Below are 26,015 nucleotides of genomic sequence, written 5' to 3'. Positions count from 1 at the left end.
TATGGGATATACACCAAGACTTAAAGAAGAATATAAGAGCAGAGTAATGAACGCTCTTACCGATGAGTTCGGTTACAAGAATATCATGCAGGTGCCTAAGCTGGAAAAGATCATTGTATCTCAAGGTGTAGGAGCTGCCGTAGCCGATAAAAAACTCATTGATAATTCAATTGAAGAATTATCGAATATCACAGGACAAAAAGCTGTGGCCACAATGTCTAAGAAAGACGTGTCCAACTTTAAGCTTCGTAAAGGAATGCCAATTGGTACAAAAGTGACCTTAAGAGGGGAGCGTATGTACGAATTCCTGGACAGGCTTATAACAACAGCTATTCCTCGTATTCGTGACTTCAACGGAATCAAGGCAACAGGTTTCGATGGAAGAGGTAACTACTCTTTGGGTGTTACTGAACAAATTATCTTCCAAGAGATCAATATCGACAATGTGAAGAAGATCGAAGGTATGAATATTACTTTCGTGACTTCTGCCAAGACCGATAAAGAAGCAAAATCATTATTAGCAGAATTGGGATTACCTTTTAAAAAGAACTAAGAGATGGCTAAAGAATCAATGAAAGCCCGTGAGGTTAAAAGAGCAAAAATGGTTGAGAAGTACGCCGAAAAGCGCAAGGCTTTGAAAGAAGCCGGCGACTGGGAAGGACTTCAGAAGTTACCAAAGAACTCTTCTCCGGTACGTAAGCACAATCGTTGCAAACTAACTGGAAGACCTAAAGGGTATATGAGACAATTCGGACTTTCACGTGTAATGTTCCGTGAAATGGCAAACAAAGGATTGATCCCAGGAGTACGCAAAGCAAGCTGGTAAATTAGTAACAGGTAGAAGGTTTGTTCAAACCAGTAGAACGAAAACCACTATCGTAAATAGAAATAAATGACAACAGATCCGATCGCAGATTATCTAACCAGAGTTAGAAATGCAGTGAAAGCAGGACACCGCGTAGTTGAGGTGCCGGCTTCCAATCTTAAAAGAGAGATCACGAAAATATTGTTCGACCAGGGTTATATCCTGAGCTACAAATTCGAAGATGAGAAAGGTCCTCAGGGAACTATTAAGATCGCTTTGAAATATGACAAGCTCACTAAAGATCCGGTGATCAAAAGAATGCAACGAATTAGTAAACCCGGTTTACGTAAATATTCAAGTGCTAACGAAATGCCAAGAATTCTAAACGGACTTGGAATTGCTATCGTGTCTACTTCAGCAGGAGTTATGACAGGTAAGCAAGCAGAGTCTCAGAATGTTGGTGGAGAAGTACTTTGTTACGTATACTAAAATTAAGACAGCGAAGAAATGTCAAGAATAGGTAATAACCCGGTAGCGATTCCTGAAGGAGTGACCGTTGAAGTAAACGACAACGTAATCACTGTAAAAGGGAAATTAGGCGAGTTGACTCAGGATTTTGACGGAGTTAGCGTAAGAGTGGAAGACGGAAACGTAATTGTGAACCGTCCTTCCGAGGCAAAAGATCACAAAGCGAAGCACGGTCTATACAGATCGTTAGTCAATAACATGATTAAAGGTGTTTCTGAAGGTTGGTCCAAGGAACTGGAATTGGTTGGAGTAGGTTACAGAGCTTCAAACCAGGGTCAGAAACTGGATTTGGCAATTGGATTCTCGCACAATATAGTGTTGGACATCGCTCCTGAAGTAAAAATAGAAACGGTTTCTGAAAAAGGTAAGAACCCGATCGTAAAATTAACATCACACGACAAGCAACTTGTGGGACAGGTAGCGGCTAAGATCCGTTCGTTCCGTAAGCCTGAGCCTTACAAAGGAAAAGGAATCAAGTTTGTAGGTGAACAAATTAGAAGAAAAGCAGGTAAGTCTGCATAAGAAATAAAGTTATGGCATTATCAAAGAACGATAGAAGAGATCGAATTCGATTCCGAATCCGTAAGACGGTTTCAGGAACGGCTGAGCGTCCGCGTTTGGCTGTCTTCAGAAGTAATAAAGAGATCTATGCACAACTTATTGACGATGTTTCCGGAGTTACGATTACTGCTGCATCTTCAAGAGATAAAGATATAGACGCCACTAAGGTGAATAAGACAGAAGCTGCTAAACTGGTAGGAAAGGCTATCGCAGAGAAAGCCCAAAAAGCCGGAGTAGAGGTTGTGTCTTTCGACAGAGGTGGGTATTTATACCATGGAAGAGTTAAATCATTAGCTGAAGGGGCTCGCGAAGGCGGTCTTAAATTTTAAGAACTATGTATCAGGATTATAAAAACGTAGAAACAGTAAAACCCGGTGGTCTTGAATTAAAGGACCGATTGGTAGGTGTACAACGTGTAACCAAAGTAACCAAAGGGGGTAGAGCTTTCGGATTTTCAGCTATTGTAGTTGTTGGGGACGAAAATGGAGTTGTTGGTCAAGGACTTGGTAAGTCGAAGGATGTTGCCAGTGCGATCGCTAAAGCCATTGAAGACGCGAAGAAAAACCTAGTGAGAATCCCGTTGAATAAAGCAACTCTTCCACACGAACAAAAAGGTAAATACGGTGGAGCCCGTGTTACATTGTTGCCAGCGGCTCCCGGTACCGGGGTAATCGCCGGTGGTGCGGTAAGGGCTGTATTGGAAGCAGTAGGAGTTCACGATGTACTTTCAAAGTCTCAGGGATCTTCAAACCCACACAACGTGGTAAAAGCAACCTTCGATGCACTACTTCAATTGAGAAGTGCCCAGATGGTAGCGAAGCAAAGAGGGATTTCTCTGGACAAATTGTTTAAAGGATAAAAGACAAGAAAATGGCAAAGATTAAAGTAACAAAGGTTAAAAGTGCGATCAATCGCACCAAAAACCAAAAGCGTACGCTTGAAGCTTTAGGCCTTAAGCGCATCGGTCAGACGGTAGAGCATGACGACACGCCAAATATTCTTGGTATGGTAAATAAAGTAAAACACTTGGTTTCTATTGAAACCGCTTAAGATAAAAAGAATGGATTTAAGTAACTTAAAACCAGCAGACGGTTCTGTCAGCAGACAGGGAAAGCGAGTAGGGCGAGGCCAGGGGTCCGGTAAAGCCGGAACTTCAGGTCGTGGGCACAAAGGTGCGAAGTCACGTTCCGGATATTCTAAGAAATTAGGATTCGAAGGTGGACAGATGCCATTGCAGCGTCGTGTTCCTAAATTCGGATTCACGAATATTAACCGCAAAGAGTACCAGGGAGTGAACCTGGACACTCTTCAGAAACTAGTGGATGACAAGAAGATTAAGGATACAGTAGACTTTGATACATTTGTAAGTCTTCGTTTGGCTGGAAAGAATGAAATGGTGAAGATCCTGGGAAGAGGAGAATTGAAAGCCAAGCTGAAAGTATCTGCACATAAGTTTTCTGCCTCAGCGAAAGAAGCGATTGAAGCTGCCGGTGGTGAAGCAGTAACCTTATAAATAAAACGCACCAATGAAGTTTATAGAAACCATAAAGAATGTTTTTAAGATCGAGGAATTACGTGATCGTATCGTTGTAACCCTCGGACTATTATTGGTATACCGTTTTGGTGCACAGGTAACGCTTCCTGGGATTGATGCTTCCAAACTTGCTGAATTTGCAGGGAAGTTCGATGCCGGTGGAATTGGAGGGCTTTTAAATGCCTTTACCGGTGGAGCCTTCGCGAATGCTTCCGTATTTGCTTTAGGGATTATGCCGTATATATCGGCCTCCATTGTTGTGCAATTAATGCAGATTGCAGTTCCTTACCTTCAGAAATTACAAAAAGAAGGTGAAAGTGGGCGTAAGAAAATAACCCAGATCACTCGTTGGTTAACTATCGGTATCTGTTTGATCCAGGCACCTAGTTACCTGGCAGGACTACCTGCATTGGGAGTACCAAGTGATGCCTTCATAATGGTACAACAGGGAATGGGAACCATGTTCTACGTTTCGTCTGTGATCATCCTTGTAACAGGTTGTGTATTCGCAATGTGGCTTGGAGAGAAGATCACCGACAAAGGAATCGGAAATGGTATCTCTATTCTGATTATGGTTGGGATCATCGCGACGCTTCCTCAGAGTTTTATTCAGAGTGTGGCTGCAAGATTACAACCCGGAGCCGGTGATGTGATCATGATCCTTATTGAAGTGGTAATTTGGTTTATTATCATCCTTGCTTCTGTGATGCTTGTAATGGCGGTTCGTAAGATCCCTGTGCAGTATGCCAGAAGAACAGCAAGTGGTGGTTATGAAAAGAACATATTTGGAGCGCGACAGTTCATTCCTTTAAAACTGAATGCCTCCGGGGTAATGCCTATCATCTTCGCTCAGGCGATCATGTTTGTACCCTCGGCGGTAGCGAGTTTATCGGACAGTGAATTTGCGAAAACCATCCAGGCTAATTTTAGTGATATTTTTGGTCTTTGGTACAATGTTGTTTTTGCTGTACTGATCATCATATTTACGTATTTCTACACAGCGATCACAGTACCGACCAATAAAATGGCCGATGATCTGAAACGTAGTGGCGGATTTATCCCGGGAATTAAACCTGGTACCGATACCGCGGAGTTCCTTGACAGGGTAATGTCGCAGATCACACTACCTGGTTCGTTGTTCCTTGCGTTGCTCGCTGTAGCACCGGCTTTCGTGGTGAAGCTAATGGGAGTACAACAGGGATGGGGATTGTTCTTCGGTGGTACATCACTACTTATTATGGTAGGTGTTGCTATCGATACCATGCAACAGATTAATTCGTACTTGTTGAATCGTCACTACGACGGTTTGATGAAGTCAGGTAAAAATAGAAAAGCAGTAGCATAATTATGGCAAAACAACCAGCAATTGAACAAGATGGGACCATTGTAGAGGCATTGTCTAATGCAATGTTCCGTGTAGAATTGGAAAACGGTCATATTGTTACCGCGCATATTTCGGGTAAGATGCGCATGCACTACATCAAGTTATTACCCGGAGATAAAGTGAAATTAGAAATGAGCCCTTACGATTTAACCAAGGCTCGTATAACATACAGGTACTAGAAGTTATAAAATGAGCTTTTATTGTTTAATTAAAAGCTTATCATACTAATTAAAGAATAAAAGTGAATTCCTGAATCTGAATAATTTTTTTACAATTTAGAAAAAGGAAAAAATTAGAAGAGATGAAAGTAAGAGCTTCCATTAAGAAAAGAAGTGCCGACTGCAAGATCGTTCGCAGGAAGGGCAGATTATATGTAATTAACAAAAAGAACCCTAGGTTCAAACAAAGACAAGGATAAGTTATGGCAAGAATCGCAGGTGTAGATATTCCTAATTATAAAAGGGGTGTAATCGCGTTAACGTACATCTATGGTGTTGGCAAGAGCCGCGCTCAGGAGGTACTGAAAGAAGCCGGAGTTAGTGAAGACAAAAAGGTAAACGAATGGGACGATGAAGAGATCGGGAAGATTCGTGAAGCCGTTGGGTCTTATAAGATCGAAGGTGAATTACGTAGCGAAGTTCAATTGAGTATTAAACGCTTGATGGACATCGGATGTTACAGAGGTATTCGTCACAGAATTGGTCTTCCTTTACGTGGACAACGTACTAAGAACAATTCCAGAACGAGAAAAGGAAAACGTAAAACTGTTGCTAATAAGAAGAAAGCAACTAAATAATACCTAGAGATATGGCAAAGACTGGCTCAAAAGGAAAAGGTACTAGAAAAAGAAAGGTGAATGTTGAATCGGTTGGGGAAGCTCATGTAACAGCTTCTTTCAATAATATCATCATTTCCCTTACCAATAAGAACGGAGATGTGATCTCTTGGTCTTCGGCCGGTAAAATGGGCTTCCGAGGATCTAAGAAGAACACACCTTACGCTGCTCAGTTAGCTGCTGAAGACGCAGTAAGCGTAGCAAAAGAAGCAGGATTGCGCAAAGTGAAGGTATACGTGAAGGGACCTGGAAATGGTAGAGAATCTGCTATCAGATCTATTCACAACGCCGGAGTTGAGGTAACCGAGATCATCGACGTTACTCCAATGCCGCACAATGGCTGCCGTCCTCCAAAAAGACGTAGAGTATAATTTCAATTAATATCAATCTGAAGGACAAACGGAGCTAGAGGATAGTGAAGACCTTAATTTAGTTCTACCTTCATAATCAATTAAAAATGGCAAGATATACTGGTCCAAAAACTAAAATCGCCCGTAAATTCGGAGAGGCGATCTTCGGAGACGATAAGTCTTTCGAAAAAAGAAATTACCCTCCGGGACAGCACGGAAACAACCGTCGTCGTGGGAAAAAATCAGAATACGCAATTCAGCTGGCTGAAAAGCAAAAGGCTAAATATACCTATGGTATCCTTGAGCGTCAGTTCAGAAATATGTTTAAAAAAGCAACTGCTTCTCCCGGAATTACCGGTGAGGTGTTGCTTCAGCTTTGTGAAGGAAGATTAGACAATGTAGTATACCGAATGGGAATTGCTCCTAGTCGTCGTGCTGCAAGACAATTAGTTTCTCACAGACACATCACGGTTAACGGTGAAAAAGTGAACATCCCATCATTCCAGTGTAAGCCTGGAGATGTTATTGGAGTTCGTGAGAAGTCAAAATCTCTCGAAGCTATCCAGGATTCGATGGCAAACGCCAATCACGTTTATGAGTGGATCACCTGGAACGCTGAAACTATGGAAGGGACTTATGTTTCCGTTCCTCAGCGTCTGCAGATCCCGGAAAACATCAACGAACAGTTCATCGTTGAACTTTATTCTAAATAATAAAAACAGAGGAGTCACACTATGGCAGTATTTAGTTTTCAAAAGCCTGATAAAGTTATCATGATCAACTCGACAGACTTCGAGGGGAAATTCGAATTTCGCCCTTTGGAGCCTGGTTACGGATTGACAATTGGTAACGCACTAAGACGAGTATTACTTTCCTCACTAGAGGGATTTGCAATTACTTCAGTTCGTATTGAAGGAGTTGACCACGAATTTTCGACTATCGCTGGTGTTGTTGAAGACGTTACTGAGATCATCCTGAACCTTAAGCAAATTCGCTTCAAGCGTCAGATCGATGAGATCGATAACGAAACCGTAACAGTTTCTGTTTCGGGAGCACAGCAACTTACCGCCGGAGATTTCCAGAAATTCATTTCAGGATTCCAGGTTCTTAACCCGGACCTAGTGGTTTGTAATATGGACCCCAAGGTAAACCTGAACTTTGAGATCACTATCGAAAAAGGTAGAGGTTATGTTCCTGCTGAAGAGAACAAAAAAGCAAATGCACCTCTAGGTACCATCTTTACCGATTCTATCTACACACCTATCAAGAATGTGAAGTATAGCATTGAGAACTATCGTGTAGAGCAGAAAACCGACTATGAAAAACTGGTTTTCGAGATCATCACTGATGGATCGATCCATCCGAAAGATGCACTTACTGAAGCGGCTAAGACACTAATCCATCACTTTATGTTGTTCAGCGACGAGCGCATCACCCTTGAGGCCGATGAGATCGCTCAAACTGAAACATATGATGAGGAATCATTACACATGCGACAGTTACTGAAAACCAAGCTTGTGGATATGGACCTGAGTGTTCGTGCCCTGAACTGTTTGAAAGCAGCTGAGGTAGATACGCTTGGTGACCTGGTTTCGTATAACAAGAATGACTTGATGAAGTTCAGAAACTTCGGAAAGAAATCCCTTACGGAACTTGAAGAACTAGTAAGCGTGAAAGGCCTGAGCTTTGGAATGGACCTTTCAAAATATAAATTAGATAAAGACTAATCCATCATATTTTGCTCCTTTGTAGCTCGTGCTATGGGGTTTGGTAGCAAGATGATGATTAAATGAAAATGTCATGAGACACGGAAAAAAAGTAAATCACCTGGGAAGAAAGACAGCACATCGTAAAGCGATGCTAGCCAATATGGCATGTTCCCTGATTGAGCACAAACGAATCAATACTACTGTGGCAAAGGCGAAAGCCCTTAAGCAATTTGTTGAGCCGTTGGTGACTAAGTCGAAAGTTGATACTACCCACAATCGTCGTATCGTATTTAGCAAACTTCGTCAGAAGGAAGCTGTAACTGAATTATTCAGAGAAGTAGCGACAAAGGTTGGGGATCGCCCGGGAGGTTACACCCGAATTATAAAATTGGGTAATCGATTGGGAGATAACGCCGATATGGCAATGATCGAATTGGTTGATTACAACGAATTGTACAATGCTGGAAAGCCTGGCAAGAAGAAATCAACCAGACGTAGCAGAAGAGGTGGAGGAAAAGCAACAGCTGCTGCTCCGGCCGCCGAAACTAAAGCGACAAAAGAAGAAGAATAAATGAACATTCATTTGTAAATAACTAAGGGACGAGTTTTAAAGCTTGTCCCTTTTTTTATGTTATTTTTGTGAAACTCTTGAAAAAAATGAAGTACCAGAAAAGAAAAAAAGCAATTGTACTGCTAGCTGACGGAACCATTTTCTACGGAAAAGCAGTCGCGGGAAAAGAAGGCTCGGCCTTCGGAGAAGTATGTTTCAACACCGGGATGACCGGCTACCAGGAAATTTTTACCGACCCCTCCTATTTCGGGCAGATCATGGTGACCACCAATGCCCACATAGGGAACTATGGGACCAGTTCAGAAGAAATCGAATCGGAAGGCATTAAAATAGCCGGCCTAATCTGTAGAAACTTTAGCTATAACTATTCCCGGCCAGCCGCGGACGCTTCTCTTGAAGATTTTCTCGATAAGAACAATTTACTCGCCATTAGCGATGTGGACACACGGGCCCTCGTCAATTATATTCGGGAGAACGGTGCAATGAATGCCGTAATCTCCACCGAAGTGGACAACATCGACGGACTGAAAAAACAATTGGCAGAGATCCCCGATATGAAGGGATTGGAGCTAGCCAGCAAAGTATCTACTAAAGAACCTTATTTTATGGGTGATGCGAACGCAACTTATAAAATTTCGGCTCTTGATATAGGAATCAAAAAGAACATTCTTAGGAACCTAGCGAAAAGGGATTGCTATATAAAAGTCTTCCCTCACAATGCTAGCTTCGAAGATATGAAAGCTTTTGAACCAGATGGCTATTTCATTTCCAACGGCCCCGGAGATCCGGAACCACTAACCGAAGCCATCGAAACGGCAAAAGGAATTATCTCCTCAGGTGCGCCCTTGTTCGGCATCTGTCTTGGTCACCAGGTGATTGCTCGGGCCAATGGTATTTCTACCTATAAGATGCACCACGGGCACCGCGGGATCAATCACCCGGTTAAAAACCTGCTTACAGGGAAGGGTGAGATCACTTCTCAGAACCATGGATTCGCCATTAACCGGGAAGAGGCGGAAGCCCATTCGGACATCGAACTTACTCATGTTCACTTAAACGATCATACGGCTGCCGGGATCCGAATGAAGAACAAACCTGTCTTTTCGGTACAATATCACCCCGAAGCAAGCCCGGGACCACATGACGCGGAATACCTTTTCGATCAATTTATATCAACTGTTAAAGCTAACAAACTAGAAACCGCATGAGCATAATTATAGACATTCACGCGCGACAGATCTTTGATTCTCGCGGAAATCCTACTGTAGAAGTAGATGTTATTACTGAAAACGGATTCATCGGTCGTGCTGCTGTACCCTCGGGAGCTTCTACGGGAGAACACGAAGCGGTTGAATTGCGCGATGGTGGAAAAGACTATATGGGGAAAGGTGTACTTCAGGCAGTTGAGAATGTAAATGGGAAGATCGCCGGTACCCTGCTTGGAGTTAGTGTGTTCGAACAGGCAGAGATCGATAAGATCATGATCGAACTCGACGGTACAAAGAATAAATCTCACCTGGGGGCAAATGCCATTCTGGGTGTTTCCCTGGCTAGTGCCAAGGCGGCCGCCAATGAACTTGGAATGCCTCTTTACAGGTATGTGGGTGGTGTGAACGCTACAACACTTCCCGTTCCCATGATGAATATTATCAATGGGGGATCACACAGCGACGCACCTATCGCATTCCAGGAATTCATGGTGATGCCTGTGAAAGCAACATCCTTTTCGCATGCAATGCAAATGGGTTCCGAGATCTTTCACAACCTTAAAAAAGTACTTCACGACCGTGGACTGAGCACGGCAGTGGGTGATGAAGGAGGTTTTGCTCCAACCCTGGACGGAACTGAAGATGCCCTGGATACCATCGGACTTGCAGTAGAAAAGGCCGGATACAAAATGGGTGACGAGGTAATGATAGCACTAGATTGTGCCGCTGCTGAATTCTACGTGGATGGAAAATATGATTATAAGAAATTTGAAGGTGACAGCGGTAGTGTTAGAACTTCGCAAGAACAAGCGGATTACCTTGCCGAACTATGTGCCAAATATCCGATCATATCCGTTGAGGACGGAATGGACGAGAACGACTGGGAAGGTTGGAAATACCTGACCGAGAAGATTGGTGACAAAGTACAGTTGGTGGGTGATGATTTGTTTGTGACGAATGTTGAGCGCCTAGGGAGAGGTATAGACGAAGGAATTGCTAATTCCATCCTTATCAAGGTGAACCAGATCGGTACACTTACCGAAACCATCGATGCTGTGAGTATGGCTCAGAATGCAGGATACACCACGGTGATGTCGCACAGAAGCGGTGAGACAGAAGATAACACTATTGCCGACCTTGCTGTTGCACTGAATACAGGTCAGATCAAGACCGGATCAGCCTCCAGAAGTGACCGTATGGCGAAATACAATCAACTTCTGAGGATAGAAGAACAGCTTTGCGATGTGGCCTATTACCCCCAGCGCAAGGCATTCAAAATATAGTTTTCAATTTTTCTTTTCTGAAGCTCCGCAAATCGCGGAGCTTTTTTTGTTCGGAAAATTTTTCGGAAAATTGATTTGTTTAAGGATTATTTAACCTATTCGCACGCTGCAATTGTTAAAAAAATCGCCGGATATTTCGTAAATTAGCATCTCTTACATCAAATATAATTATCAAATTAAAAATATGTCAAAAACTGCTTCCATAGTCATAGATGGCACTTCTTACGAATTTCCAATAGTTGAAGGTACCGAAAACGAGCAAGCGATCGATATTAAAAGTCTGAGAGCTGCTACCGGTGGTGTTACCACAATCGATCCGGGATATAAGAATACGGGTTCGTGTGAAAGTGCAATTACTTTTCTCAATGGAGAAGAGGGAATTCTTCGATACCGAGGTTATGCCATAGAGGATCTGGCAGATAGAGCAGACTTCCTGGAAGTGGCGTATTTATTGATATTTGGTGAATTACCTTCAGCAGAAACACTTACGAAGTTTCACGATGATATTAAGGCACAATCTCGAGTAGATGAGGATGTGAAGAAGATCCTTGATGGTTTCCCGAAAACGGCTCATCCGATGGGAGTACTTTCATCCCTTACCTCTGCGCTGGTTGCGTTTAACCCGTCATCGGTGAATGTCGATAGTGAAGAGGAGATGTACAAGGCCATTGTTCGATTGTTAGGTAAGTTCCCGGTTTTAACAGCCTGGACTTATCGCAAGAATGCCGGACTTCCGCTCGATTATGGGGATTCCTCACTGGGTTATGTGGAGAACTTCATTAAGATGATGTTCAAACGTCCGGATAGCGAATACGTATCCAATAAGATCGTGGTGGAAGCTCTGGATAAATTACTTATCCTTCACGCAGATCACGAGCAGAACTGTTCCACCAGTACGGTGCGAATTGTAGGTTCTTCTCACGCGGGGCTTTTTGTATCTATTTCGGCGGGTATCGCTGCTTTATGGGGGCCGCTTCATGGTGGTGCAAATCAGGCAGTGATTGAGATGCTGGAAGCTATTAAGGAAGATGATGGAGATACTAAAAAATACATGGCCAAGGCTAAAGACAAGAGCGATCCTTTCCGTTTGATGGGCTTTGGGCACAGAGTATATAAGAATTTCGACCCAAGGGCGCGAATTATCAAGAAAGCCGCCGATGAGGTCCTCGCAGACCTCGGTGTTGAAGATCCGGTGCTAGACATTGCCAAAGGACTTGAGAAGGAAGCTCTTGAGGATCCTTATTTTGTAGATCGTAAACTTTATCCGAACGTAGATTTCTATTCAGGTATTATCTACCGATCTATGGGTATTCCGGTTGAAATGTTCACCCCGATGTTTGCCTTAGGGCGACTTCCAGGCTGGATAGCTCAATGGAGAGAAATGAGACTCCGTAAGGAACCAATTGGAAGACCAAGACAGATCTACATTGGAGAAAATCACAGGCCATTTAAAGAAGTGTCAGAACGATAATCCAATAAAATATTTCATACAAAAGCATCTCTTTACAGCAGATGCTTTTTTTATATTTGCGCTATGGTAACATTGAATATCACCGATGAGATCTCCCCCCTTAAAGCGGTCATACTCGGAACGGCAAAGAGCAATGGCCCAATGCCGAAAATCGAGGACGCTTACGATCCCAAATCGGCAGAACACATCAAAGCCGGAACCTATCCAACCGAAGAATCCATGATTCGTGAGATGGAAGAGGTTGCCGACTTATTCAGAAGTTATAATATTCGTGTTTTTCGACCTCACACTCTTGAAGACTACAACCAGATATTTTCGCGCGACATTTCCTTTGTGATAGAGGATAAGATCATAATTGCAAATATCCTGCCCGATCGCGAGCGTGAAGTAGACGCCATTGAACATGTGTGGAGTCATGTTAAGAAATCGTTTCGTGTGATCTTACCCGATGACTGTCACGTGGAAGGTGGCGATGTAATGCCATGGAACGATCATATTTTCATGGGTACCTATAGGGGCGATGATTATGCGGATTACATCACAGCCAGGACCAATATGGAAGCTGTGGAGGCAATCCAATCACTTTTTCCGCACAAAACTGTAAAGTCGTTTAATCTGCGCAAATCCAACACCGATGCGAAGATGAATGCCCTTCACCTGGACTGCTGTTTTCAACCCATAGGAAAAGGAAAGGCGATCATTCACAAGGAGAGCTTTCTTGAAGAGGAAGAGTATGAATGGTTGGTGAATTTCTTCGGAAAGGAAAATTGCTTTCATATTACAACAGATGAAATGGCATTGATGTATAGCAACATTTTCTCGATCTCTCCCGAAATCGTTGTTTCTGAAATAAAATTCACCCGCTTGAATAATTGGCTGCGATCTGAAGGTTTTATCGTAGAGGAAGTTGGTTATTCCGAAATAGCCAAGCAGGGAGGATTGCTTAGGTGTAGTACCATGCCTCTTGTTCGGGAGAAATAGATTGAGTAACTTTCACCCATGAAGTTCAAACTCATATTTACATTTTTCATTCTTTGTGGAGTAATGATGTATTCCCAGGAACAGGTCACCGAATCAGGAATCGCTTACAAACTTATAGAAGCCGGTGCCGAGATCGTACCCGATGATCACCGGATCATGATGAGATTTACTCATAGGAATACAAAGGATTCAATCTATTTGGGGAACCTAACGGATAAGTATCCGGCGTATTTCAGAAAAGCAATGTTTGCCGATAAGCCTGGAAAGGTAGAGGAGATCATCTATAATGCCAGGATAGGAGACAGTATAGAAATTCGAACCTCCGTAAAAAATATCCTTGATCCGCTTCCTCCGGGAGTAGATTCAACCGAAGTTTGGACCTCGAACTTCAGGGTAGTGGGTTCGGCGTCTAATGAGGAATACCGGGAACACCGTAAACAACTTATCATCGATATGCGTCCGGATGATGACAAGGACGGCATGAAACAATTCTCTGAGGACATCGCTTTGATCGAAGCATATCTCAAAGAAAACAAAATAGAAGCACAGCGAACGGAATCCGGTTTGTTCTATAAAATTTGGGAAGAAGGAAGTGGGGATCGCGTAAGGGCCGGCGATACGATCAGGACTGAATACACAGGATTTCTGCTTTCTACAGGCTTTCATTTTGATACTAGTTTAGAAACCGTGGCAAAAGAACATGGTTTGTATTCCCCTCGAAGGACCTACGAGCCATTAAAATCTGTAATTGGAAAAGGCATGCTGATTTCCGGTTGGGATGAAGGTTTTCAGTTACTGAGAAAGGGAGACAAAGCCTCGTTTTACATTCCCTCCATACTAGCTTACGGCCCAAGGGAATTATCGGAAGACATTCCGGCAAATTCAATAATGATCTTCGATGTAGAATTAGTCGAGATTATTCGAGTAGACGATTAAATCCTCTATGATACTTTGTTTAGTGGAGGTTGGAGCTTTCGGTAAATTACCAGTGCCATTAACACAATAAGCACTAATCCCAGGGAGATCCAGAACAAGTTCAGGGTTTCGTTATCGTTTTCATTTTTTTCTTCGGTCCCCGTGGTTTTAACTGCCTGGTAGGATTCATAGTTAAAAATTACTTCCGAACTACCATCGACGGAAACTTTTGTTATCTGTGGTCCTTCATAGCCATTATCCATTTTTGATTCAAGTATGTATGCAGACCCGTTTTGAAAGGTGATTCCGCAGGGGAACCAATCTCCTTCCGCAGTAAAAAAGGTTTCCCTTTCTCCCTCTTCTGAAAATTTAATGATCCGTTTTCCGGCGGTTTCCGCTATATACAACCATCCTTCTTTATCCTTACCAATTCCGAGGAGTACATCCTGGTGCGGATCGAACTCGCCATTCGTAAGTGTTATGAGTTCTGTTGCAATTACATTGGCCTGTCCGCTAGTGTCGATCTTTATCACGGCACCATTATCCCTTCCTATATCCGGAGCGTACACATTTCCATCGGTGTCGCTGAATAAACCCTGGTTCCACTCAAAGCGATGATTGGAAATTGCACTGAGGTTTCCTTCAGTATCAATTCGCCATATTTTTTTATTTATTCCGAAGAGAATATCGCCGGCCTTGGTATAGGTGCAGTTTCCTCCAAAGAATTCCTCAATATCAGTAGTGGAATACAATGTGTCTGAAACCACGCTGCCCTTAAGTCGCACCATGGTATGGTGCTCTTCCCCGTGAGCAGAAACAGGATTCCCGTCAACATCCAGACTCACATTATGGGCGTGAAAGTCACTTAGCAGAAGCTCCAGCGTTCCGTTAAAATGAAGTTTCCACAACGATCCTCGTTCATTATGGAAGATATCGGTGAAGTAAATATTACCTTGTTCGTCTACTGCGATACCCCATGCAGGATGTGCTAGTCCGTTAAGAATTGGCAGGGCAAACAGTATTGCGAAAAGCAGTGCTTTCAGGCTCATATCAGTTATCTATTGTGCGTATCACTTTAGCAGGATTTCCAGCAGCGAAAACATTATCGGGTATATCGCGTGTAACTACCGAACCTGCCCCAATAACCACGCCATTTCCTATCGTTACTCCCGGACAAATAATAGCCCCCCCACCGATCCATACATCGTTCCCGATGGTTATGGGTTTCGAATATTCCCTGCCTGAGTTCCTGGCTTTAGCTTCGAGCGGATGAGTAGCTGTGTATATTTGAACATACGGTGCTATCATCACGTTGTTACCTATGGTTACTTCACACACATCCAGAATGCAGCAGTTGAAATTCAAGAATACATTGTCACCTGCTTGTATGTTATAACCGTAGTCGCAATAGAACGGAGGAACTATATTCAGTTTTTTTCCGGCTTTACCCACCATTTCATGTAGTAAAGCGTCCCGCTTCTCCCGCTCCAGTTCTCCCATGGTGTTGAATTGTTGCAACTTGAGTCGAACATTTTTTCTGTCCCTGCTTAATTCAGCATCCAGTGGATCATACATCTCACCTGCAAGCATCTTATCCTTCTCGGTCATTGTTTTTCTTTAAAGGTATAATTTTTCCGGTTTTAGCACGATTTTTTATAAAGTTGTAAGCAAAATGAATCATTCTCGTCTAAGCGGAAAAAATTGTTATGAAGAAGATTCTTATCATCGTATTGCTATTGAGTGGTAGTTTAATGTATTCCCAGGGAAGAGTGGATGGATTCTACCGCGGACAAGAAAATGGAACCGTGGTACTTGGTCTTGGATTTGAAGATGGACAAAAGTACTTTGCCGGAGATGTTACGGGTAAACTGGACCTCACCAGGAGTGTTTTTTATTCCAGTATTTTTGGGGCCTACGGAATAACGGATGACCTGGATGTAAATGTTACTATACCCTATATCGTTAGCGATGATAATGCAGATCTCCAGGATATCGCTATCTATCTAAAATACCGCCTGGCTAGCTTGAAAACCGAAAACGGAAGATTTGAATTTAGCGTTGCCGGTGGTTTTTCAACCAATTTAACCGACTATGACCTTGGTGGTTTAAACGACATAGGACAGCAGGCGACCATCATCGATACAAGGGGAGTTATTCATTTTCAAACGAATACAGGTTGGTTTGCTACACTGCAGAGTGGTTACGCCTTCAAATTCGACCCCACGCCTAATAGTATCCCGGCCACATTCAAGGCGGGTCGAGCCCTCTCAAAGTGGTACTATGATGTGTATTACGATTTTCAGCACTCCTTTGGAGGGATTGATTACAGAGCAACACCCGCACCCCAGGATTTTCGAGAGTTTGGAGTCGATTTCCAGAAGGTAGGAGGTACGGCATATCGATCTCTGGGAGATTCCTTCGGAGTATATGCCAGCTTGTCGTATGTCTTCGACGGCCGCAATATATTCAAGGGTCCTGGTTATGGAGTTGGCCTGGTGTATAACTTCAGAAAAAATAATACCAGCAACTAAAGTTTTTTAAATTTCGGCAGGGAATTTGGCGTATTTTTACGCAAAATTTTTGAATGCAACAGATCACAAATACCATCCTGATGATTCGCCCTGTTTCTTTCAGAATGAATGAAGAAACAGCCGTGAACAATTATTTCCAGGAGGACCTTGATATTCGTAATCAGGATATCAATCGCAAAGCGCAACAGGAATTTGATGCCTTTGTGGACAAGTTACGCGAAGTTGGTATTACAGTGATCGTTGAAAGTGATGATGCCTGGGCGGACACTCCGGATTCCGTATTCCCCAACAACTGGGTAAGCTTTCACTCTAATGGAGACGTTGCGGTTTATCCTATGTTTGCGGAGAACAGGCGAAAAGAGCGTAGGGATGAGGTTTTTATGCGACTCGAGAATGAAGGATTTCACATAGAGAATATTGTTGATTACACCTCTGCTGAAGATGAAGGTTATTTCCTGGAAGGAACAGGAAGCATCCTTATGGATCGTGTGAACAAAAAAGCGTATTGCGCGTTATCTCCCAGGGCGGATGAAGCCCTTTTTATTGAATTCTGTGAAGATTTTGAATACACTCCCGTAGTCTTCACCGCATTCCAGGATGTGGACGGGCAGCGCTTACCAATTTACCACACCAATGTGATGATGTGCCTGGCGGAGAATTTTTGTGTGATCTGCCTGGACAGTATTGATGATCCCAAGGAGAAGAAAAACGTTGTAAAACAGCTCAAAGCGGATGGCAAGGAAGTTATAACTATATCAGAGGTGCAAATGCACCAGTTTGCCGGTAACATGCTGCAGGTGAAGGGAACGGATGATAAGCGTTATTTGGTGATGAGCTTAGCTGCTCATCAGAGTCTTACAAAAGATCAACTATCGAGGATAGAAAAACATTGTGAGATACTTAGCAGTGACCTTGAGACTATTGAAACCTGCGGTGGTGGAAGCGCACGATGTATGATGGCCGAGGTGTTTCTTCCGAAGAAATAAAAACTACGAATTTGTGTTCGCAATCCTGCGAATCATCCCACCGAAAATAAAATAATGAAAGGGTAGCATTGCAAACCAGTAGATCCTACCCCACAGTCCTTTGGGTCTGAAGGTTGCCGTTTGATGAAGAACATTTTTCTCATCTATTTCAAATTCCAGCCAGGCTTCCCCGGGAACACGCATTTCGGCAAAAAGCAGTAAACGCTTCTCTTCTTTGTCGGCCAGGATAACCCTCCAGAAATCAAGTGCATCCCCCTCAAAGATCTTATCCGGATGCGTTCGTCCCCTTCGCAGTCCGACACCTCCCACCATTTTATCAATGAGCCCGCGGATCTTCCAAAGAAAATTACCGTAATACCAACCGTTCTTTCCGCCGATGGCCCAGATCTTTTCCAGTACTTTGTCCGGATCGGTCACCTCAATATTTTGCTCATCCAATAAGCAACCGTACTTGGGAACTTTGATGTATTGGTTGAGATCTTTTCTGAATCGCCCGCTGACCATGGAATCCTTCCAACTGGAAAGCACCTGGTTTTGTTCAATTTTCTTGAAGGCCATTTCAATGGCTTGTTCGTAAGGAATGGGTTCTATATCGAGAGCCTCCTGAAGGCGGTTGTCCTTGGTGATCACTTCTACCTTCATGCTATCCACGAGGTTCAGTGCCAGCTTATAAGAAGTTGAAGTCACAAAATAGAGCCAGTATGAAGAAAACTTGGGGGACAAAAAGGGCACGTCAATAATATATAGCCGCAACTTCCTGATTTTCGCATACCGCTGCATCATCTCTTTGTAAGTGAGTACGTCGGGCCCACCAATATCAAAGGATTCATCGTAGAATCGTTTATCTCCCAACACGCCTGTCAGGTATTGGATCACATTACGGATAGCGATCGGTTGACAGCGAGTCTTTACCCACTTTGGTGTGATCATTATTGGAAGTTTTTCACAAAGATCCCTGATGATCTCGAAGGAGGCACTCCCCGAGCCAACAATAATGGCTGCCCGAAGCACGGTCAGGGCGGCACGGCCACTACTCAATATTTCTTCTACGTTCTTTCGGGACGAGAGATGCTTGGACAGCTTATCTTCGTTAACTATCCCGCCCAGGTAAATCACCTGCTTACACTGGGTATGGGAAAGATGTGCATTGAAATTCTTTGCTGAAATCTCTTCTTTTTCGTCAAAGTCCTTGGTGGAACTACTCATGGAATGAATGAGATAGTAGGCCGCGTCAATATCAGCTGGGAGTAATCCCTCCTTAGGTTCGTCCAGGAAATCGATTTCAACAACCCGGATCTTTTGGCGCGTTTGTTTTGAAACGGATAGCCTTCCTGCATTCCGTACAGCACAAACAACCTCATGTCCTTGTTCAAGAAGCAAAGGCAGCAATCGCATACCTATGTAACCATTAGCACCTGTAAGAAGTATTTTCAAATTTTTCTTTTAAAGATACGGATTATAGCGGTGGGATATTTCTTCGGAATTCAACTTAATTGTAAATTTATCCAATGAAGATATTGCGTATTGTTCTTGTAGTTGGCGGACTTGCATTAATCGGGTATGGTTTTTATTCCGGCTTTTTTGCTGAAACCTCCGAAGTGATGGAATCGGGGAGTAGCGGGCTAAACAACCAGGTTGCTGGAATGATAGGCGTTGGATTACTCGCTTCAGTTGCCGGCCTCTTCATGGGTAGAAGACGTTAAGAAACATCGTGGGGGTGCGATGGCGTGTGCCTTGCCTTCTCAGCCAGTATCTTTGCCATGAATTTATGGTTGAATTTTTCTTTTTTCCTTACCCCAAACTTGATAAAATACGTGTCCATGTGAATGCTGTACTCTTCCGCCCTCCCTTTATAGAGCGTTAATTTGTAATAGGGAATTACCAGGGCGTACGATTCCAGGAGCGAACGAAACCCAACCAGTATGCCTTTAGGTCGCATTTCTATCCCGCAAACGTTGCGATTGTTATCGAGAATGAGCAGATTATTGATCTGGACACTGGCCTCGTTAATAGGCAGCCGTCCTACACCAATTCCACCTCTTTTTAAACGTTCTTTTAATGTGAAGGGCTTCCCAAGGATCTCATCGATCTTTCGAAAGACTTCTTTGTTGTGATAGGAAACATTAAGTAGCATTTTTTTGTTTTAAAGGTAGGGAATATGGCTCCCCTTTTTCCTAAAACTTAGTTAAGCTTGTAACTACAGTAGTGATCCATTGCGAATTGGGATGAAACCGGCCGTTGTATTCTCCGGAGTATGGAATAAAAATTTTATCTTTGCCCGTGAACAGCGAAGCTCACGGCGATGCTGTTCTTTTCATATCAAGGAAAAAACCTATGTCACTTCAGCAGAAATTAACCGAGCAAATAAAAGCCATCACGCTAGAGCATTTTGGAGCCAGTCCCGAAACGGTTGAATTCCAGGCTACGCGCAAGGAGTTTGAAGGGGATATTACAGTGGTTGTTTTTCCGATGCTGAAAGTGATAAAAGGCAATCCTGTAGTGATAGGTGAGACCATCGGGAATCACCTTAAAGAACATTCGGATGAAGTAGTGAATTTCAATGTGGTGAAAGGTTTCCTGAACCTGGTCCTGAGCGATAAATACTTTCTTGAATTTTTTAAAGGAGTGGGCGATTTCTCTTCCTTCGGAACCCATCCAACTGGGACAGATGCCATGATGGTTGAATATGCCTCGCCAAACACCAACAAGCCACTACACCTGGGGCATATGCGAAATATTCTCCTTGGTTACTCCGTTGCTGAGATCCTTAAAGCAGCCGGGAAGAAAGTATACAAGACTCAGATCATCAACGACCGTGGAATTCATATCTGCAAGAGTATGCTGGCCTGGAAACGATACGGAAACGGTGCTACTCCCGAATCTACAGGGTTGAAAGGTGACAAACTTGTTGGGAACTTCTATGTGGAGTTCGACAAGGTGTATAAGAAAGAGATTGAAGAACTCATCAATTCAGGGCAGTCTGAAGAGGAAGCCAAGGCAACGGCACCGTCGCTTGTGGAAGCGCAGGAAATGCTTCGAAAATGGGAAGCCGGACACACTGAAACGGTCGAACTGTGGAAAATGATGAATGGCTGGGTGTACAAAGGTTTCGAACAGACCTATTCGTCTATGGGCGTGGATTTCGATAGTTATTACTACGAAAGTGACACCTACTTGTTAGGAAAAGACAATATTAAAGAAGGACTGGAAAAAGGAGTATTCTTCAAAAAAGAAGACGGTTCGGTTTGGTGTGATCTCACGGACGAAGGCCTGGATGAGAAAATAGTACTTCGCAGCGATGGAACTGCTGTTTATATGACCCAGGACATAGGTACTGCCATCCAGCGTGTGAAAGACCACCCGGATGTGAACGGAATGATCTATACCGTAGGTAATGAGCAGGATTATCACTTCAAGGTGCTTTTCCTGATCCTGAAGAAATTAGGCTATAAATGGGCTGAGAATCTCTATCACCTGAGCTACGGCATGGTGGATCTGCCTTCCGGGAAGATGAAAAGCCGAGAGGGAACCGTAGTGGACGCAGACGATCTAATCGCTGAAATGTCTAATACTGCTCGTGAGATCTCTGAAGAACTCGGAAAGATCGAGGACTTTTCAGAAGAAGAAAAAGGGAAGCTCTACCATACCATAGGAATGGGGGCATTGAAGTATTTTATTCTGAAGGTGGACCCACGTAAAGGTATGTTGTTCGACCCTAAGGAAAGTGTAGATTTCCAGGGAAATACGGGACCTTTCATTCAATATACCTATGCCAGGATACAATCCATCTTGCGAAAAGCGCAAGGGCAGGGAGAAGAAGATATTTCTGGAATAAGTTTACATCCGAAGGAAAAGGAACTATTGAAACAACTACAACTATTCCCGGAGATCGTCCAGGGAGCGGCTGCTAATTACAGTCCGGCACTAGTTGCCAATTACATCTACGACTTAGTGAAAGAGTTCAATTCTTTCTATCAGAATGTCACTATACTCGGTGCTGAAAATACCAGAGAAAAGGACTTCCGCGTGCGCTTATCGGATGCCGTGGCAAAGGTGATCAAGACTGGCTTCGGATTGCTCGGTATTGACGTTCCGGACAGAATGTGATTAGAATAACAACTTCAATGAAACATTGGGTGTAAAACCAAGGGAGAACTGCTCAACCCGGTTCAAAATGGTATTCCCTTCATCGTCTTCGTCTAGAACGTAGTAGCTGTCAAGGGCATTCTTTCGATTAAATATATTCACCATTCCAACACTTAGTTTACCTGTAAAGGTTTCATCGAGTTGCAGAGTGTAGGAAGCGGAAAAGTCTGTTCGGAAGAAATCCTTTAGTGTCGCATTGTTTGGTGTATTGAAGTTGATCAAAGCCTGGTTGCCCTGCTGGACTATGGCATTTCCTTCTACTGGTGTTGTATAAGGAATCCCACTGTGGTAGGTTGTTCCCAGGGAAAAAAGGAAGGATTTCCAGGAATATGATGCCGCTAGAGAAAGTACATGGTTTATGTCATAGTTACTTCTGAAAGCTGACGGTTCCAGTTCGCTAAAATTGAATTCATTATTCATGTACGTATAACTAAGCCATGCATTCAGTCGATCCGTCTGTTTACTGATTGAGAACTCCACTCCTTTAACTGAATATTCCCCAATGGCATCCACGTCTGCCAATTGATTCCTGAATCCCTGGTTCATTAAATTAAGTCCTTCTACTTCTTTATAGAACCCTTCCAGACCGAGTGACCAGTCATTCTTGCTATAAGTAGTTCCCAGGGTGAGCTGTGAACTTTCAAGTATTGGCTGATTGGAGGATCCTAGGATGATCCAGCGTTGATTTTCTATTCCCAATAGGCTATTGTCGATATCGATGCTTTGGGCTATGGACTGGTGTTTTTGCTCATAGGTAGTGTTGATACTCATGTTGCTGGTCAGCTTGTGAGAAACGCTTAGGCGGGGTTCCAGGAACTGCTCCTCAAGTTCTGAATAAGATGTGTATCTAAGACCAGCGGAAACTGTTGTTTTATTCTGAAAGAAATCCAACTTGGAATTAGCATAAAAAGCATCGGAGGTCAGTTGTTTTTCAGAAATAAATATTTGATTGATCTCGAAAGGACTGCTCTCGTTTATGATTTCCGTTTCGGTACGTTGATACCCTAAACTTAAGGAAATGTCGGAATTCAGACTGTAGTTCAAAGCTGCCCTAAGCTGATTTTCGTTTATATCGTTTCGTTGCGATTGCAATTGGCCAGTATCTATATTCTGGTTCCCTCCATTATTTACGTAATCTGAAAAACTATAGGAAATTTGAGTTGAAAATTCGGCTGTCCAGTCTCTGTCCCAATTAACGCCATGCACCAGTGTCTGTTGCTTCAACTCACTTACGTTTTTACTCAGGGTAGTTTCTCCGGTAAATCGCTCGGTGAAATTCAGTTTATTGAATATGGTGAGGAAATTATATTGAATTTTGTCCCTGTCGGTAAGCTGCCATATCGCTTTCCCGTTAATATCGTAGAAATTGAAGGCCTCATCTGTAGATCGTAGTCCGAGTGAGGTATTTGTCTGGAAATTCGTCACAACCGTATTCTGAAACACCCGCTTAAAAAACTGGTTGTACACCGGGTTACCCAGACCGGTGTTTATCGAGGTCCGCCCGGATAGATGAAAGGCGAAGCGCTCCGAGGCCGGAATCTTAGCGTAGAACTGCGTACTGATAAAGTCGAGAGATGCGGCACCGGTTACCTGCTCAGGGATGTCACTGTCCGATTTCATACTGATCACCCCTGAAACACTTTCCCCGTATTGCGGATGTGTGCCTCCTTTGTATATCGTTACGTTCTGGGTTAGATTTGGATTGAAAGCAGAGATAAGTCCGAAAAAATGCCCGCTTTGGTACATCCTGATATTGTCCCAAAGCAAAAGTACTTCGTCGCTTTTTCCACCCCGAATATTTATGTTTGAAGCTGTTTCGTTAAAACTTTCAATTCCCGGGAGGATCTGAGCAATTTTCAACACATCTGCCTCAATTAAGCTGGGAAGGATCTCGTAATTCCGATTAGAAATTGAAACGGAACCTTCGGTATGTTTGTAGATGCCTTTGGTGAGGTAGCTATTAAGCAAAACGGCAGGAAGATAATTGAAACGCTGATCTATGAAAACCTGGGGGCATCCATTTTCAGAATTAAGTTCTCCGGCTACTATTTCTTTCACTTTGAAACCGAGGTGATAGATGAAAAGTGTAGCATCCTCCGAAATACCCGAGATGGTGAATTGCCCACCGCGACCTGAGCCGGACTGAAATCCGTTTCCAATAATCGATGCACCGGATAGGGGAGCTCCGCTAGTAGTTTCTATGAGTGTTCCACAAATAGAGATCAGTCTGGAGTCACCCACGGTAACCGCAATATAACGCTCATCGATACGAAAAAACTGAACAGCACAATTGGCTGATATGCTTTCCAGCAATGCCTCTAAATTCGTAGTATCGGGGATTTGGCAACGGATCTTCTTAAGATCCCTGCGGTTGTATGAAAAACTAATGTTGAAGTCTTTTTCTGCTTGCTTGAGTACAGAAATTACCGGTTGCGGATCAATGATATCATTTTGCGCAACAATTGAGGTGGTAGTAAAAAGAAATAGGAATAAGATGCAGGAATTAATCTGAAGTATCTGTTCCGAAAATCGTAATCGCATCCTTATTCTCTATTGTGTAGTTCAGTCCTAGTGGAAGTGTAATGGCCTGTAAGGCCGCCTCCAGGTCGTTATTCGGGAAACCACCTGTAAAACGTAAATTTACATCAATATTTTCAGTTACTACATTCAATCCGTATTCGCTTTTCAGAACAGAGATTACTCCCGCGATCGGACTATCCTCGAACCTGCTTTCATCGTAAATCCAACCCGGTTCAGTGGTGTAGATATCTGCCAAAAACAATTCTCCTCCCACCAGGTTCACGGATCTTCCGGCAGGGATATCAATAGAAATGTCATCCTGGATAATGCGTACCAGTCCTTCAAAACATTCAACATTAAGGCTGTTTTCGAAGGCTGCTACATTAAATTTGGTGCCTAGCACAGTAATCGACCCCTGTTCTGTCTCTACAGTGAATGTACTTCCTTCTTCTACTTCAAAATAGGCTTCGCCCTGGAATTTCACAGTTCGGTTGTTTCCCCAATTGAAGCGTTTCAGCTCAATCCTGGAGAATTCATTGAGAGTCACTTTACTATCGTCGGGAAGCAAAAATATTTCGTTTTGTGCAATTTGAGTGGAGGTGCCAATTTCGTAATTCGAAACAAATAAGTAACTGGCCAAAAGAAGGGTAAGAACGGCAGCGATCTTGATCAGGGAAGCCATACTGATAACCTTTGGTTCCTTTTTTGCCTTACGTTCATTGAGATCGATTAGTCCCTGGTCAACATCGTGTTGCGGGAGCTCTACTTTCTCAATAAAGTCCTGGATTCTGAGATAAGACGAAAACTCCGGAATCGTTCTAAAAACCTCAAATTCTTCCGGAGTTAGTTCGCCGTTTAACCATTTATCCAGTAAATCTTTCTTTTCCATGTTAGTTGGCATGTTCAATTGTATAACAGTTTCAACTTCAATTTACTACCCCTGAGTATCATATTTTTTCAATTTGGGTGCGTAATGCTTCCAGCGCATCGTGTATTCTCTTTCCTGCAGCCTTTTCCGAAATACCCAGAATTTCTGCTATTTCCCGATATTTTTTCCCTTCAACGCGGCTAAGTAAAAAAGCAGTTCGTTGCATCTCGGTTAAATTTGCGATGGCTTCAGACAATCGTTCCCCGTATTCTTTTTCTTCCAACAGGAATTGCGGAGATTGCTCGTTGAGATCCATGTCTTTATGTTTTCTGAATTTCAGCACGACCTTCTGATGAGAAACTGCATTCAGAAATAAATTATTAGAAACAGTATATAAAAAGGACTTTGCTTTGGCAGGAGGAACCTTACCGCAATTGTTCCACAGTTTGATAAATGCTTCCTGAACTATGTCCAGGCTCTGATCCCTGTTACCACTTTTAAAGAAGATAAAATTGTGCAGCGCAGGGGACAATTCCCGATACAGGGAGTTGAACACTTCTTCGTTACAACTGTTTTTCTCTTTATTCATAGAAACTTTTCCGCGTATAAACTTAGAGAAAAAATTTTTTTACCATCCGGGGTAGCAATTTTACTTCTGAACTGTTCTACTACTGAACACCAAAAATATTCCTATGAAAAGTATATTCAGACTTTCCCTATTTATCTCCTTCTTCACGCTCTTCACAGCTTGTGAGACGGTTGAGCTTGAATTATTAGTAAATCCCAACCAGGTTGGGGAGGAGAATTCAGATCCGAACTTCATTTTGAA

The 26,015-nt window shown here is 43.1% G+C and carries 32 protein-coding genes; 25 read left to right on the top strand and 7 right to left on the bottom strand.

The features are described from left to right. Position 1: 1 nt before the first annotated feature. From rplE to J1N09_RS14415, 21 genes are all read left to right on the top strand, one after another. A complete protein-coding gene (rplE, locus tag J1N09_RS14515) occupies positions 2–553 on the top strand; it encodes a 50S ribosomal protein L5 (RefSeq protein WP_265200988.1) in 552 nt (183 codons plus the stop codon). A 3-nt stretch (positions 554–556) separates the two neighbouring features. Further along, positions 557–826 (top strand): 30S ribosomal protein S14, encoded by a 270-nt coding sequence (gene rpsN, locus J1N09_RS14510; protein WP_265200987.1) that lies wholly within the window; start codon positions 557–559, stop codon positions 824–826. Between the two features lie 66 nt (positions 827–892). Continuing rightward, the gene (gene rpsH, locus J1N09_RS14505) at positions 893–1,294 is read left to right on the top strand and encodes a 30S ribosomal protein S8 (protein ID WP_265200985.1); all 402 of its coding nucleotides are present in this window, start codon (positions 893–895) and stop codon (positions 1,292–1,294) included. An 18-nt stretch (positions 1,295–1,312) separates the two neighbouring features. Further along, the gene (rplF, locus tag J1N09_RS14500) at positions 1,313–1,855 is read left to right on the top strand and encodes a 50S ribosomal protein L6 (RefSeq protein WP_265200984.1); all 543 of its coding nucleotides are present in this window, start codon (positions 1,313–1,315) and stop codon (positions 1,853–1,855) included. A gap of 11 nt (positions 1,856–1,866) precedes the next feature. After that, positions 1,867–2,223: a 50S ribosomal protein L18 gene (gene rplR / locus J1N09_RS14495; protein WP_265200983.1), complete on the top strand. Its 357-nt coding sequence runs from the start codon at positions 1,867–1,869 to the stop codon at positions 2,221–2,223. Between the two features lie 5 nt (positions 2,224–2,228). Then, positions 2,229–2,753: a 30S ribosomal protein S5 gene (gene rpsE / locus J1N09_RS14490; protein ID WP_265200982.1), complete on the top strand. Its 525-nt coding sequence runs from the start codon at positions 2,229–2,231 to the stop codon at positions 2,751–2,753. Between the two features lie 11 nt (positions 2,754–2,764). Beyond that, a complete protein-coding gene (gene rpmD / locus J1N09_RS14485; protein ID WP_265200979.1) occupies positions 2,765–2,944 on the top strand; it encodes a 50S ribosomal protein L30 in 180 nt (59 codons plus the stop codon). 10 nt (positions 2,945–2,954) lie between these two features. Further along, positions 2,955–3,407: a 50S ribosomal protein L15 gene (gene rplO, locus J1N09_RS14480; protein ID WP_265200978.1), complete on the top strand. Its 453-nt coding sequence runs from the start codon at positions 2,955–2,957 to the stop codon at positions 3,405–3,407. A gap of 13 nt (positions 3,408–3,420) precedes the next feature. Continuing rightward, positions 3,421–4,773, top strand: a complete 1,353-nt coding sequence (gene secY / locus J1N09_RS14475; protein ID WP_265200977.1) for a preprotein translocase subunit SecY — start codon at positions 3,421–3,423, stop codon at positions 4,771–4,773. Positions 4,774–4,775: 2 nt separating this feature from the next. Beyond that, positions 4,776–4,991, top strand: a complete 216-nt coding sequence (gene infA / locus J1N09_RS14470; protein WP_034259287.1) for a translation initiation factor IF-1 — start codon at positions 4,776–4,778, stop codon at positions 4,989–4,991. A gap of 122 nt (positions 4,992–5,113) precedes the next feature. Continuing rightward, positions 5,114–5,230, top strand: a complete 117-nt coding sequence (ykgO, locus tag J1N09_RS14465) for a type B 50S ribosomal protein L36 (protein WP_010519235.1) — start codon at positions 5,114–5,116, stop codon at positions 5,228–5,230. 3 nt (positions 5,231–5,233) lie between these two features. After that, complete coding sequence (rpsM, locus tag J1N09_RS14460; protein ID WP_265200973.1) at positions 5,234–5,608, top strand: 30S ribosomal protein S13; 375 nt, start codon at positions 5,234–5,236, stop codon at positions 5,606–5,608. Positions 5,609–5,619: 11 nt separating this feature from the next. After that, positions 5,620–6,018 carry a 30S ribosomal protein S11 gene (gene rpsK, locus J1N09_RS14455; RefSeq protein ID WP_265200972.1) on the top strand — a complete coding sequence of 133 codons (399 nt, stop codon included), beginning with the start codon at positions 5,620–5,622 and terminating at the stop codon, positions 6,016–6,018. An 86-nt stretch (positions 6,019–6,104) separates the two neighbouring features. Further along, on the top strand, positions 6,105–6,710 hold the full coding sequence (gene rpsD, locus J1N09_RS14450) for a 30S ribosomal protein S4 (RefSeq protein ID WP_265200971.1): 606 nt from the start codon (positions 6,105–6,107) through the stop codon (positions 6,708–6,710). A gap of 21 nt (positions 6,711–6,731) precedes the next feature. After that, positions 6,732–7,724, top strand: coding sequence for a DNA-directed RNA polymerase subunit alpha (locus J1N09_RS14445; protein ID WP_265200970.1), 993 nt, complete (start codon positions 6,732–6,734; stop codon positions 7,722–7,724). Between the two features lie 73 nt (positions 7,725–7,797). Then, positions 7,798–8,277 carry a 50S ribosomal protein L17 gene (rplQ, locus tag J1N09_RS14440; RefSeq protein WP_265200969.1) on the top strand — a complete coding sequence of 160 codons (480 nt, stop codon included), beginning with the start codon at positions 7,798–7,800 and terminating at the stop codon, positions 8,275–8,277. Positions 8,278–8,363: 86 nt separating this feature from the next. Further along, positions 8,364–9,485: a glutamine-hydrolyzing carbamoyl-phosphate synthase small subunit gene (gene carA / locus J1N09_RS14435; protein WP_265200968.1), complete on the top strand. Its 1,122-nt coding sequence runs from the start codon at positions 8,364–8,366 to the stop codon at positions 9,483–9,485. Continuing rightward, a complete protein-coding gene (gene eno, locus J1N09_RS14430) occupies positions 9,482–10,768 on the top strand; it encodes a phosphopyruvate hydratase (RefSeq protein WP_265200967.1) in 1,287 nt (428 codons plus the stop codon). The genes carA and eno overlap by 4 nt, the downstream gene beginning before the upstream one ends. A 184-nt stretch (positions 10,769–10,952) precedes the next feature. Further along, the gene (locus J1N09_RS14425; RefSeq protein WP_265200966.1) at positions 10,953–12,239 is read left to right on the top strand and encodes a citrate synthase; all 1,287 of its coding nucleotides are present in this window, start codon (positions 10,953–10,955) and stop codon (positions 12,237–12,239) included. 63 nt (positions 12,240–12,302) lie between these two features. After that, complete coding sequence (locus J1N09_RS14420; RefSeq protein ID WP_265200964.1) at positions 12,303–13,220, top strand: dimethylarginine dimethylaminohydrolase family protein; 918 nt, start codon at positions 12,303–12,305, stop codon at positions 13,218–13,220. A gap of 18 nt (positions 13,221–13,238) precedes the next feature. After that, the gene (locus J1N09_RS14415) at positions 13,239–14,156 is read left to right on the top strand and encodes an FKBP-type peptidyl-prolyl cis-trans isomerase (protein WP_265200963.1); all 918 of its coding nucleotides are present in this window, start codon (positions 13,239–13,241) and stop codon (positions 14,154–14,156) included. Between the two features lie 5 nt (positions 14,157–14,161). Here J1N09_RS14415 and J1N09_RS14410 read toward each other — a convergent pair whose 3' ends face one another. Beyond that, a complete protein-coding gene (locus tag J1N09_RS14410) occupies positions 14,162–15,184 on the bottom strand; it encodes a hypothetical protein (RefSeq protein WP_265200962.1) in 1,023 nt (340 codons plus the stop codon). A gap of 1 nt (position 15,185) precedes the next feature. Then, positions 15,186–15,743 (bottom strand): sugar O-acetyltransferase, encoded by a 558-nt coding sequence (locus tag J1N09_RS14405; protein WP_265200961.1) that lies wholly within the window; start codon positions 15,741–15,743, stop codon positions 15,186–15,188. A 98-nt stretch (positions 15,744–15,841) separates the two neighbouring features. Between J1N09_RS14405 and J1N09_RS14400 the strand changes: the two genes are divergently transcribed. Beyond that, positions 15,842–16,666: a transporter gene (locus J1N09_RS14400; RefSeq protein ID WP_265200960.1), complete on the top strand. Its 825-nt coding sequence runs from the start codon at positions 15,842–15,844 to the stop codon at positions 16,664–16,666. A 53-nt stretch (positions 16,667–16,719) separates the two neighbouring features. Then, on the top strand, positions 16,720–17,652 hold the full coding sequence (gene ctlX, locus J1N09_RS14395; RefSeq protein WP_265200959.1) for a citrulline utilization hydrolase CtlX: 933 nt from the start codon (positions 16,720–16,722) through the stop codon (positions 17,650–17,652). 3 nt (positions 17,653–17,655) lie between these two features. Here ctlX and J1N09_RS14390 read toward each other — a convergent pair whose 3' ends face one another. Next, entirely contained in the window at positions 17,656–19,086 is a 1,431-nt protein-coding gene (locus tag J1N09_RS14390; protein ID WP_265200958.1) for an SDR family oxidoreductase, read from the bottom strand. 74 nt (positions 19,087–19,160) lie between these two features. Between J1N09_RS14390 and J1N09_RS14385 the strand changes: the two genes are divergently transcribed. After that, positions 19,161–19,355, top strand: coding sequence for a DUF1700 domain-containing protein (locus J1N09_RS14385; RefSeq protein ID WP_265200956.1), 195 nt, complete (start codon positions 19,161–19,163; stop codon positions 19,353–19,355). Here the strand turns inward: J1N09_RS14385 and J1N09_RS14380 are convergent. After that, positions 19,352–19,786: a hypothetical protein gene (locus tag J1N09_RS14380; RefSeq protein ID WP_265200955.1), complete on the bottom strand. Its 435-nt coding sequence runs from the start codon at positions 19,784–19,786 to the stop codon at positions 19,352–19,354. The two genes, J1N09_RS14385 and J1N09_RS14380, sit on opposite strands and share 4 nt — an antisense overlap. Before the next feature lie 200 nt (positions 19,787–19,986). Between J1N09_RS14380 and argS the strand changes: the two genes are divergently transcribed. After that, the gene (gene argS / locus J1N09_RS14375) at positions 19,987–21,759 is read left to right on the top strand and encodes an arginine--tRNA ligase (RefSeq protein WP_265201009.1); all 1,773 of its coding nucleotides are present in this window, start codon (positions 19,987–19,989) and stop codon (positions 21,757–21,759) included. Here the strand turns inward: argS and J1N09_RS14370 are convergent, their stop codons facing one another. Genes J1N09_RS14370 through J1N09_RS14360 form a run of 3 tightly spaced genes read right to left on the bottom strand, consistent with a single transcriptional unit; the run spans position 21,760 to position 25,775 of the window. Continuing rightward, the gene (locus J1N09_RS14370; RefSeq protein WP_265200954.1) at positions 21,760–24,339 is read right to left on the bottom strand and encodes a TonB-dependent receptor plug domain-containing protein; all 2,580 of its coding nucleotides are present in this window, start codon (positions 24,337–24,339) and stop codon (positions 21,760–21,762) included. It lies immediately after the preceding gene. Continuing rightward, entirely contained in the window at positions 24,302–25,207 is a 906-nt protein-coding gene (locus tag J1N09_RS14365) for a FecR family protein (RefSeq protein WP_265200952.1), read from the bottom strand. Before J1N09_RS14365 ends, J1N09_RS14370 begins: the two co-directional genes overlap by 38 nt. Before the next feature lie 58 nt (positions 25,208–25,265). Then, positions 25,266–25,775 (bottom strand): RNA polymerase sigma factor, encoded by a 510-nt coding sequence (locus J1N09_RS14360; RefSeq protein WP_265200951.1) that lies wholly within the window; start codon positions 25,773–25,775, stop codon positions 25,266–25,268. Positions 25,776–26,015: the final 240 nt, after the last annotated feature.

The organism is Aureitalea sp. L0-47, assembly GCF_026126405.1.
In the GTDB taxonomy this organism is placed as follows: Bacteria; Bacteroidota; Bacteroidia; order Flavobacteriales; family Flavobacteriaceae; genus Pukyongia.
This window is presented reverse-complemented; position numbering and strand designations above follow the sequence as displayed.

Excerpts from the sequence above, each read along its gene's own strand:
- rplE (WP_265200988.1), top strand. The coding sequence starts at position 2 with ATGGGATATACACCAAGACTTAAAGAAGAATATAAGAGCAGAGTAATG.
- rpsN (WP_265200987.1), top strand. The coding sequence starts at position 557 with ATGGCTAAAGAATCAATGAAAGCCCGTGAGGTTAAAAGAGCAAAAATG.
- rpsH (WP_265200985.1), top strand. The coding sequence starts at position 893 with ATGACAACAGATCCGATCGCAGATTATCTAACCAGAGTTAGAAATGCA.
- rplF (WP_265200984.1), top strand. The coding sequence starts at position 1,313 with ATGTCAAGAATAGGTAATAACCCGGTAGCGATTCCTGAAGGAGTGACC.
- rplR (WP_265200983.1), top strand. The coding sequence starts at position 1,867 with ATGGCATTATCAAAGAACGATAGAAGAGATCGAATTCGATTCCGAATC.
- rpsE (WP_265200982.1), top strand. The coding sequence starts at position 2,229 with ATGTATCAGGATTATAAAAACGTAGAAACAGTAAAACCCGGTGGTCTT.
- rpmD (WP_265200979.1), top strand. The coding sequence starts at position 2,765 with ATGGCAAAGATTAAAGTAACAAAGGTTAAAAGTGCGATCAATCGCACC.
- rplO (WP_265200978.1), top strand. The coding sequence starts at position 2,955 with ATGGATTTAAGTAACTTAAAACCAGCAGACGGTTCTGTCAGCAGACAG.
- secY (WP_265200977.1), top strand. The coding sequence starts at position 3,421 with ATGAAGTTTATAGAAACCATAAAGAATGTTTTTAAGATCGAGGAATTA.
- infA (WP_034259287.1), top strand. The coding sequence starts at position 4,776 with ATGGCAAAACAACCAGCAATTGAACAAGATGGGACCATTGTAGAGGCA.
- ykgO (WP_010519235.1), top strand. The coding sequence starts at position 5,114 with ATGAAAGTAAGAGCTTCCATTAAGAAAAGAAGTGCCGACTGCAAGATC.
- rpsM (WP_265200973.1), top strand. The coding sequence starts at position 5,234 with ATGGCAAGAATCGCAGGTGTAGATATTCCTAATTATAAAAGGGGTGTA.
- rpsK (WP_265200972.1), top strand. The coding sequence starts at position 5,620 with ATGGCAAAGACTGGCTCAAAAGGAAAAGGTACTAGAAAAAGAAAGGTG.
- rpsD (WP_265200971.1), top strand. The coding sequence starts at position 6,105 with ATGGCAAGATATACTGGTCCAAAAACTAAAATCGCCCGTAAATTCGGA.
- J1N09_RS14445 (WP_265200970.1), top strand. The coding sequence starts at position 6,732 with ATGGCAGTATTTAGTTTTCAAAAGCCTGATAAAGTTATCATGATCAAC.
- rplQ (WP_265200969.1), top strand. The coding sequence starts at position 7,798 with ATGAGACACGGAAAAAAAGTAAATCACCTGGGAAGAAAGACAGCACAT.
- carA (WP_265200968.1), top strand. The coding sequence starts at position 8,364 with ATGAAGTACCAGAAAAGAAAAAAAGCAATTGTACTGCTAGCTGACGGA.
- eno (WP_265200967.1), top strand. The coding sequence starts at position 9,482 with ATGAGCATAATTATAGACATTCACGCGCGACAGATCTTTGATTCTCGC.
- J1N09_RS14425 (WP_265200966.1), top strand. The coding sequence starts at position 10,953 with ATGTCAAAAACTGCTTCCATAGTCATAGATGGCACTTCTTACGAATTT.
- J1N09_RS14420 (WP_265200964.1), top strand. The coding sequence starts at position 12,303 with ATGGTAACATTGAATATCACCGATGAGATCTCCCCCCTTAAAGCGGTC.
- J1N09_RS14415 (WP_265200963.1), top strand. The coding sequence starts at position 13,239 with ATGAAGTTCAAACTCATATTTACATTTTTCATTCTTTGTGGAGTAATG.
- J1N09_RS14410 (WP_265200962.1), bottom strand. The coding sequence starts at position 15,184 with ATGAGCCTGAAAGCACTGCTTTTCGCAATACTGTTTGCCCTGCCAATT.
- J1N09_RS14405 (WP_265200961.1), bottom strand. The coding sequence starts at position 15,743 with ATGACCGAGAAGGATAAGATGCTTGCAGGTGAGATGTATGATCCACTG.
- J1N09_RS14400 (WP_265200960.1), top strand. The coding sequence starts at position 15,842 with ATGAAGAAGATTCTTATCATCGTATTGCTATTGAGTGGTAGTTTAATG.
- ctlX (WP_265200959.1), top strand. The coding sequence starts at position 16,720 with ATGCAACAGATCACAAATACCATCCTGATGATTCGCCCTGTTTCTTTC.
- J1N09_RS14385 (WP_265200956.1), top strand. The coding sequence starts at position 19,161 with ATGAAGATATTGCGTATTGTTCTTGTAGTTGGCGGACTTGCATTAATC.
- J1N09_RS14380 (WP_265200955.1), bottom strand. The coding sequence starts at position 19,786 with ATGCTACTTAATGTTTCCTATCACAACAAAGAAGTCTTTCGAAAGATC.
- argS (WP_265201009.1), top strand. The coding sequence starts at position 19,987 with ATGTCACTTCAGCAGAAATTAACCGAGCAAATAAAAGCCATCACGCTA.
- J1N09_RS14370 (WP_265200954.1), bottom strand. The coding sequence starts at position 24,339 with ATGCGATTACGATTTTCGGAACAGATACTTCAGATTAATTCCTGCATC.
- J1N09_RS14365 (WP_265200952.1), bottom strand. The coding sequence starts at position 25,207 with ATGGAAAAGAAAGATTTACTGGATAAATGGTTAAACGGCGAACTAACT.
- J1N09_RS14360 (WP_265200951.1), bottom strand. The coding sequence starts at position 25,775 with ATGAATAAAGAGAAAAACAGTTGTAACGAAGAAGTGTTCAACTCCCTG.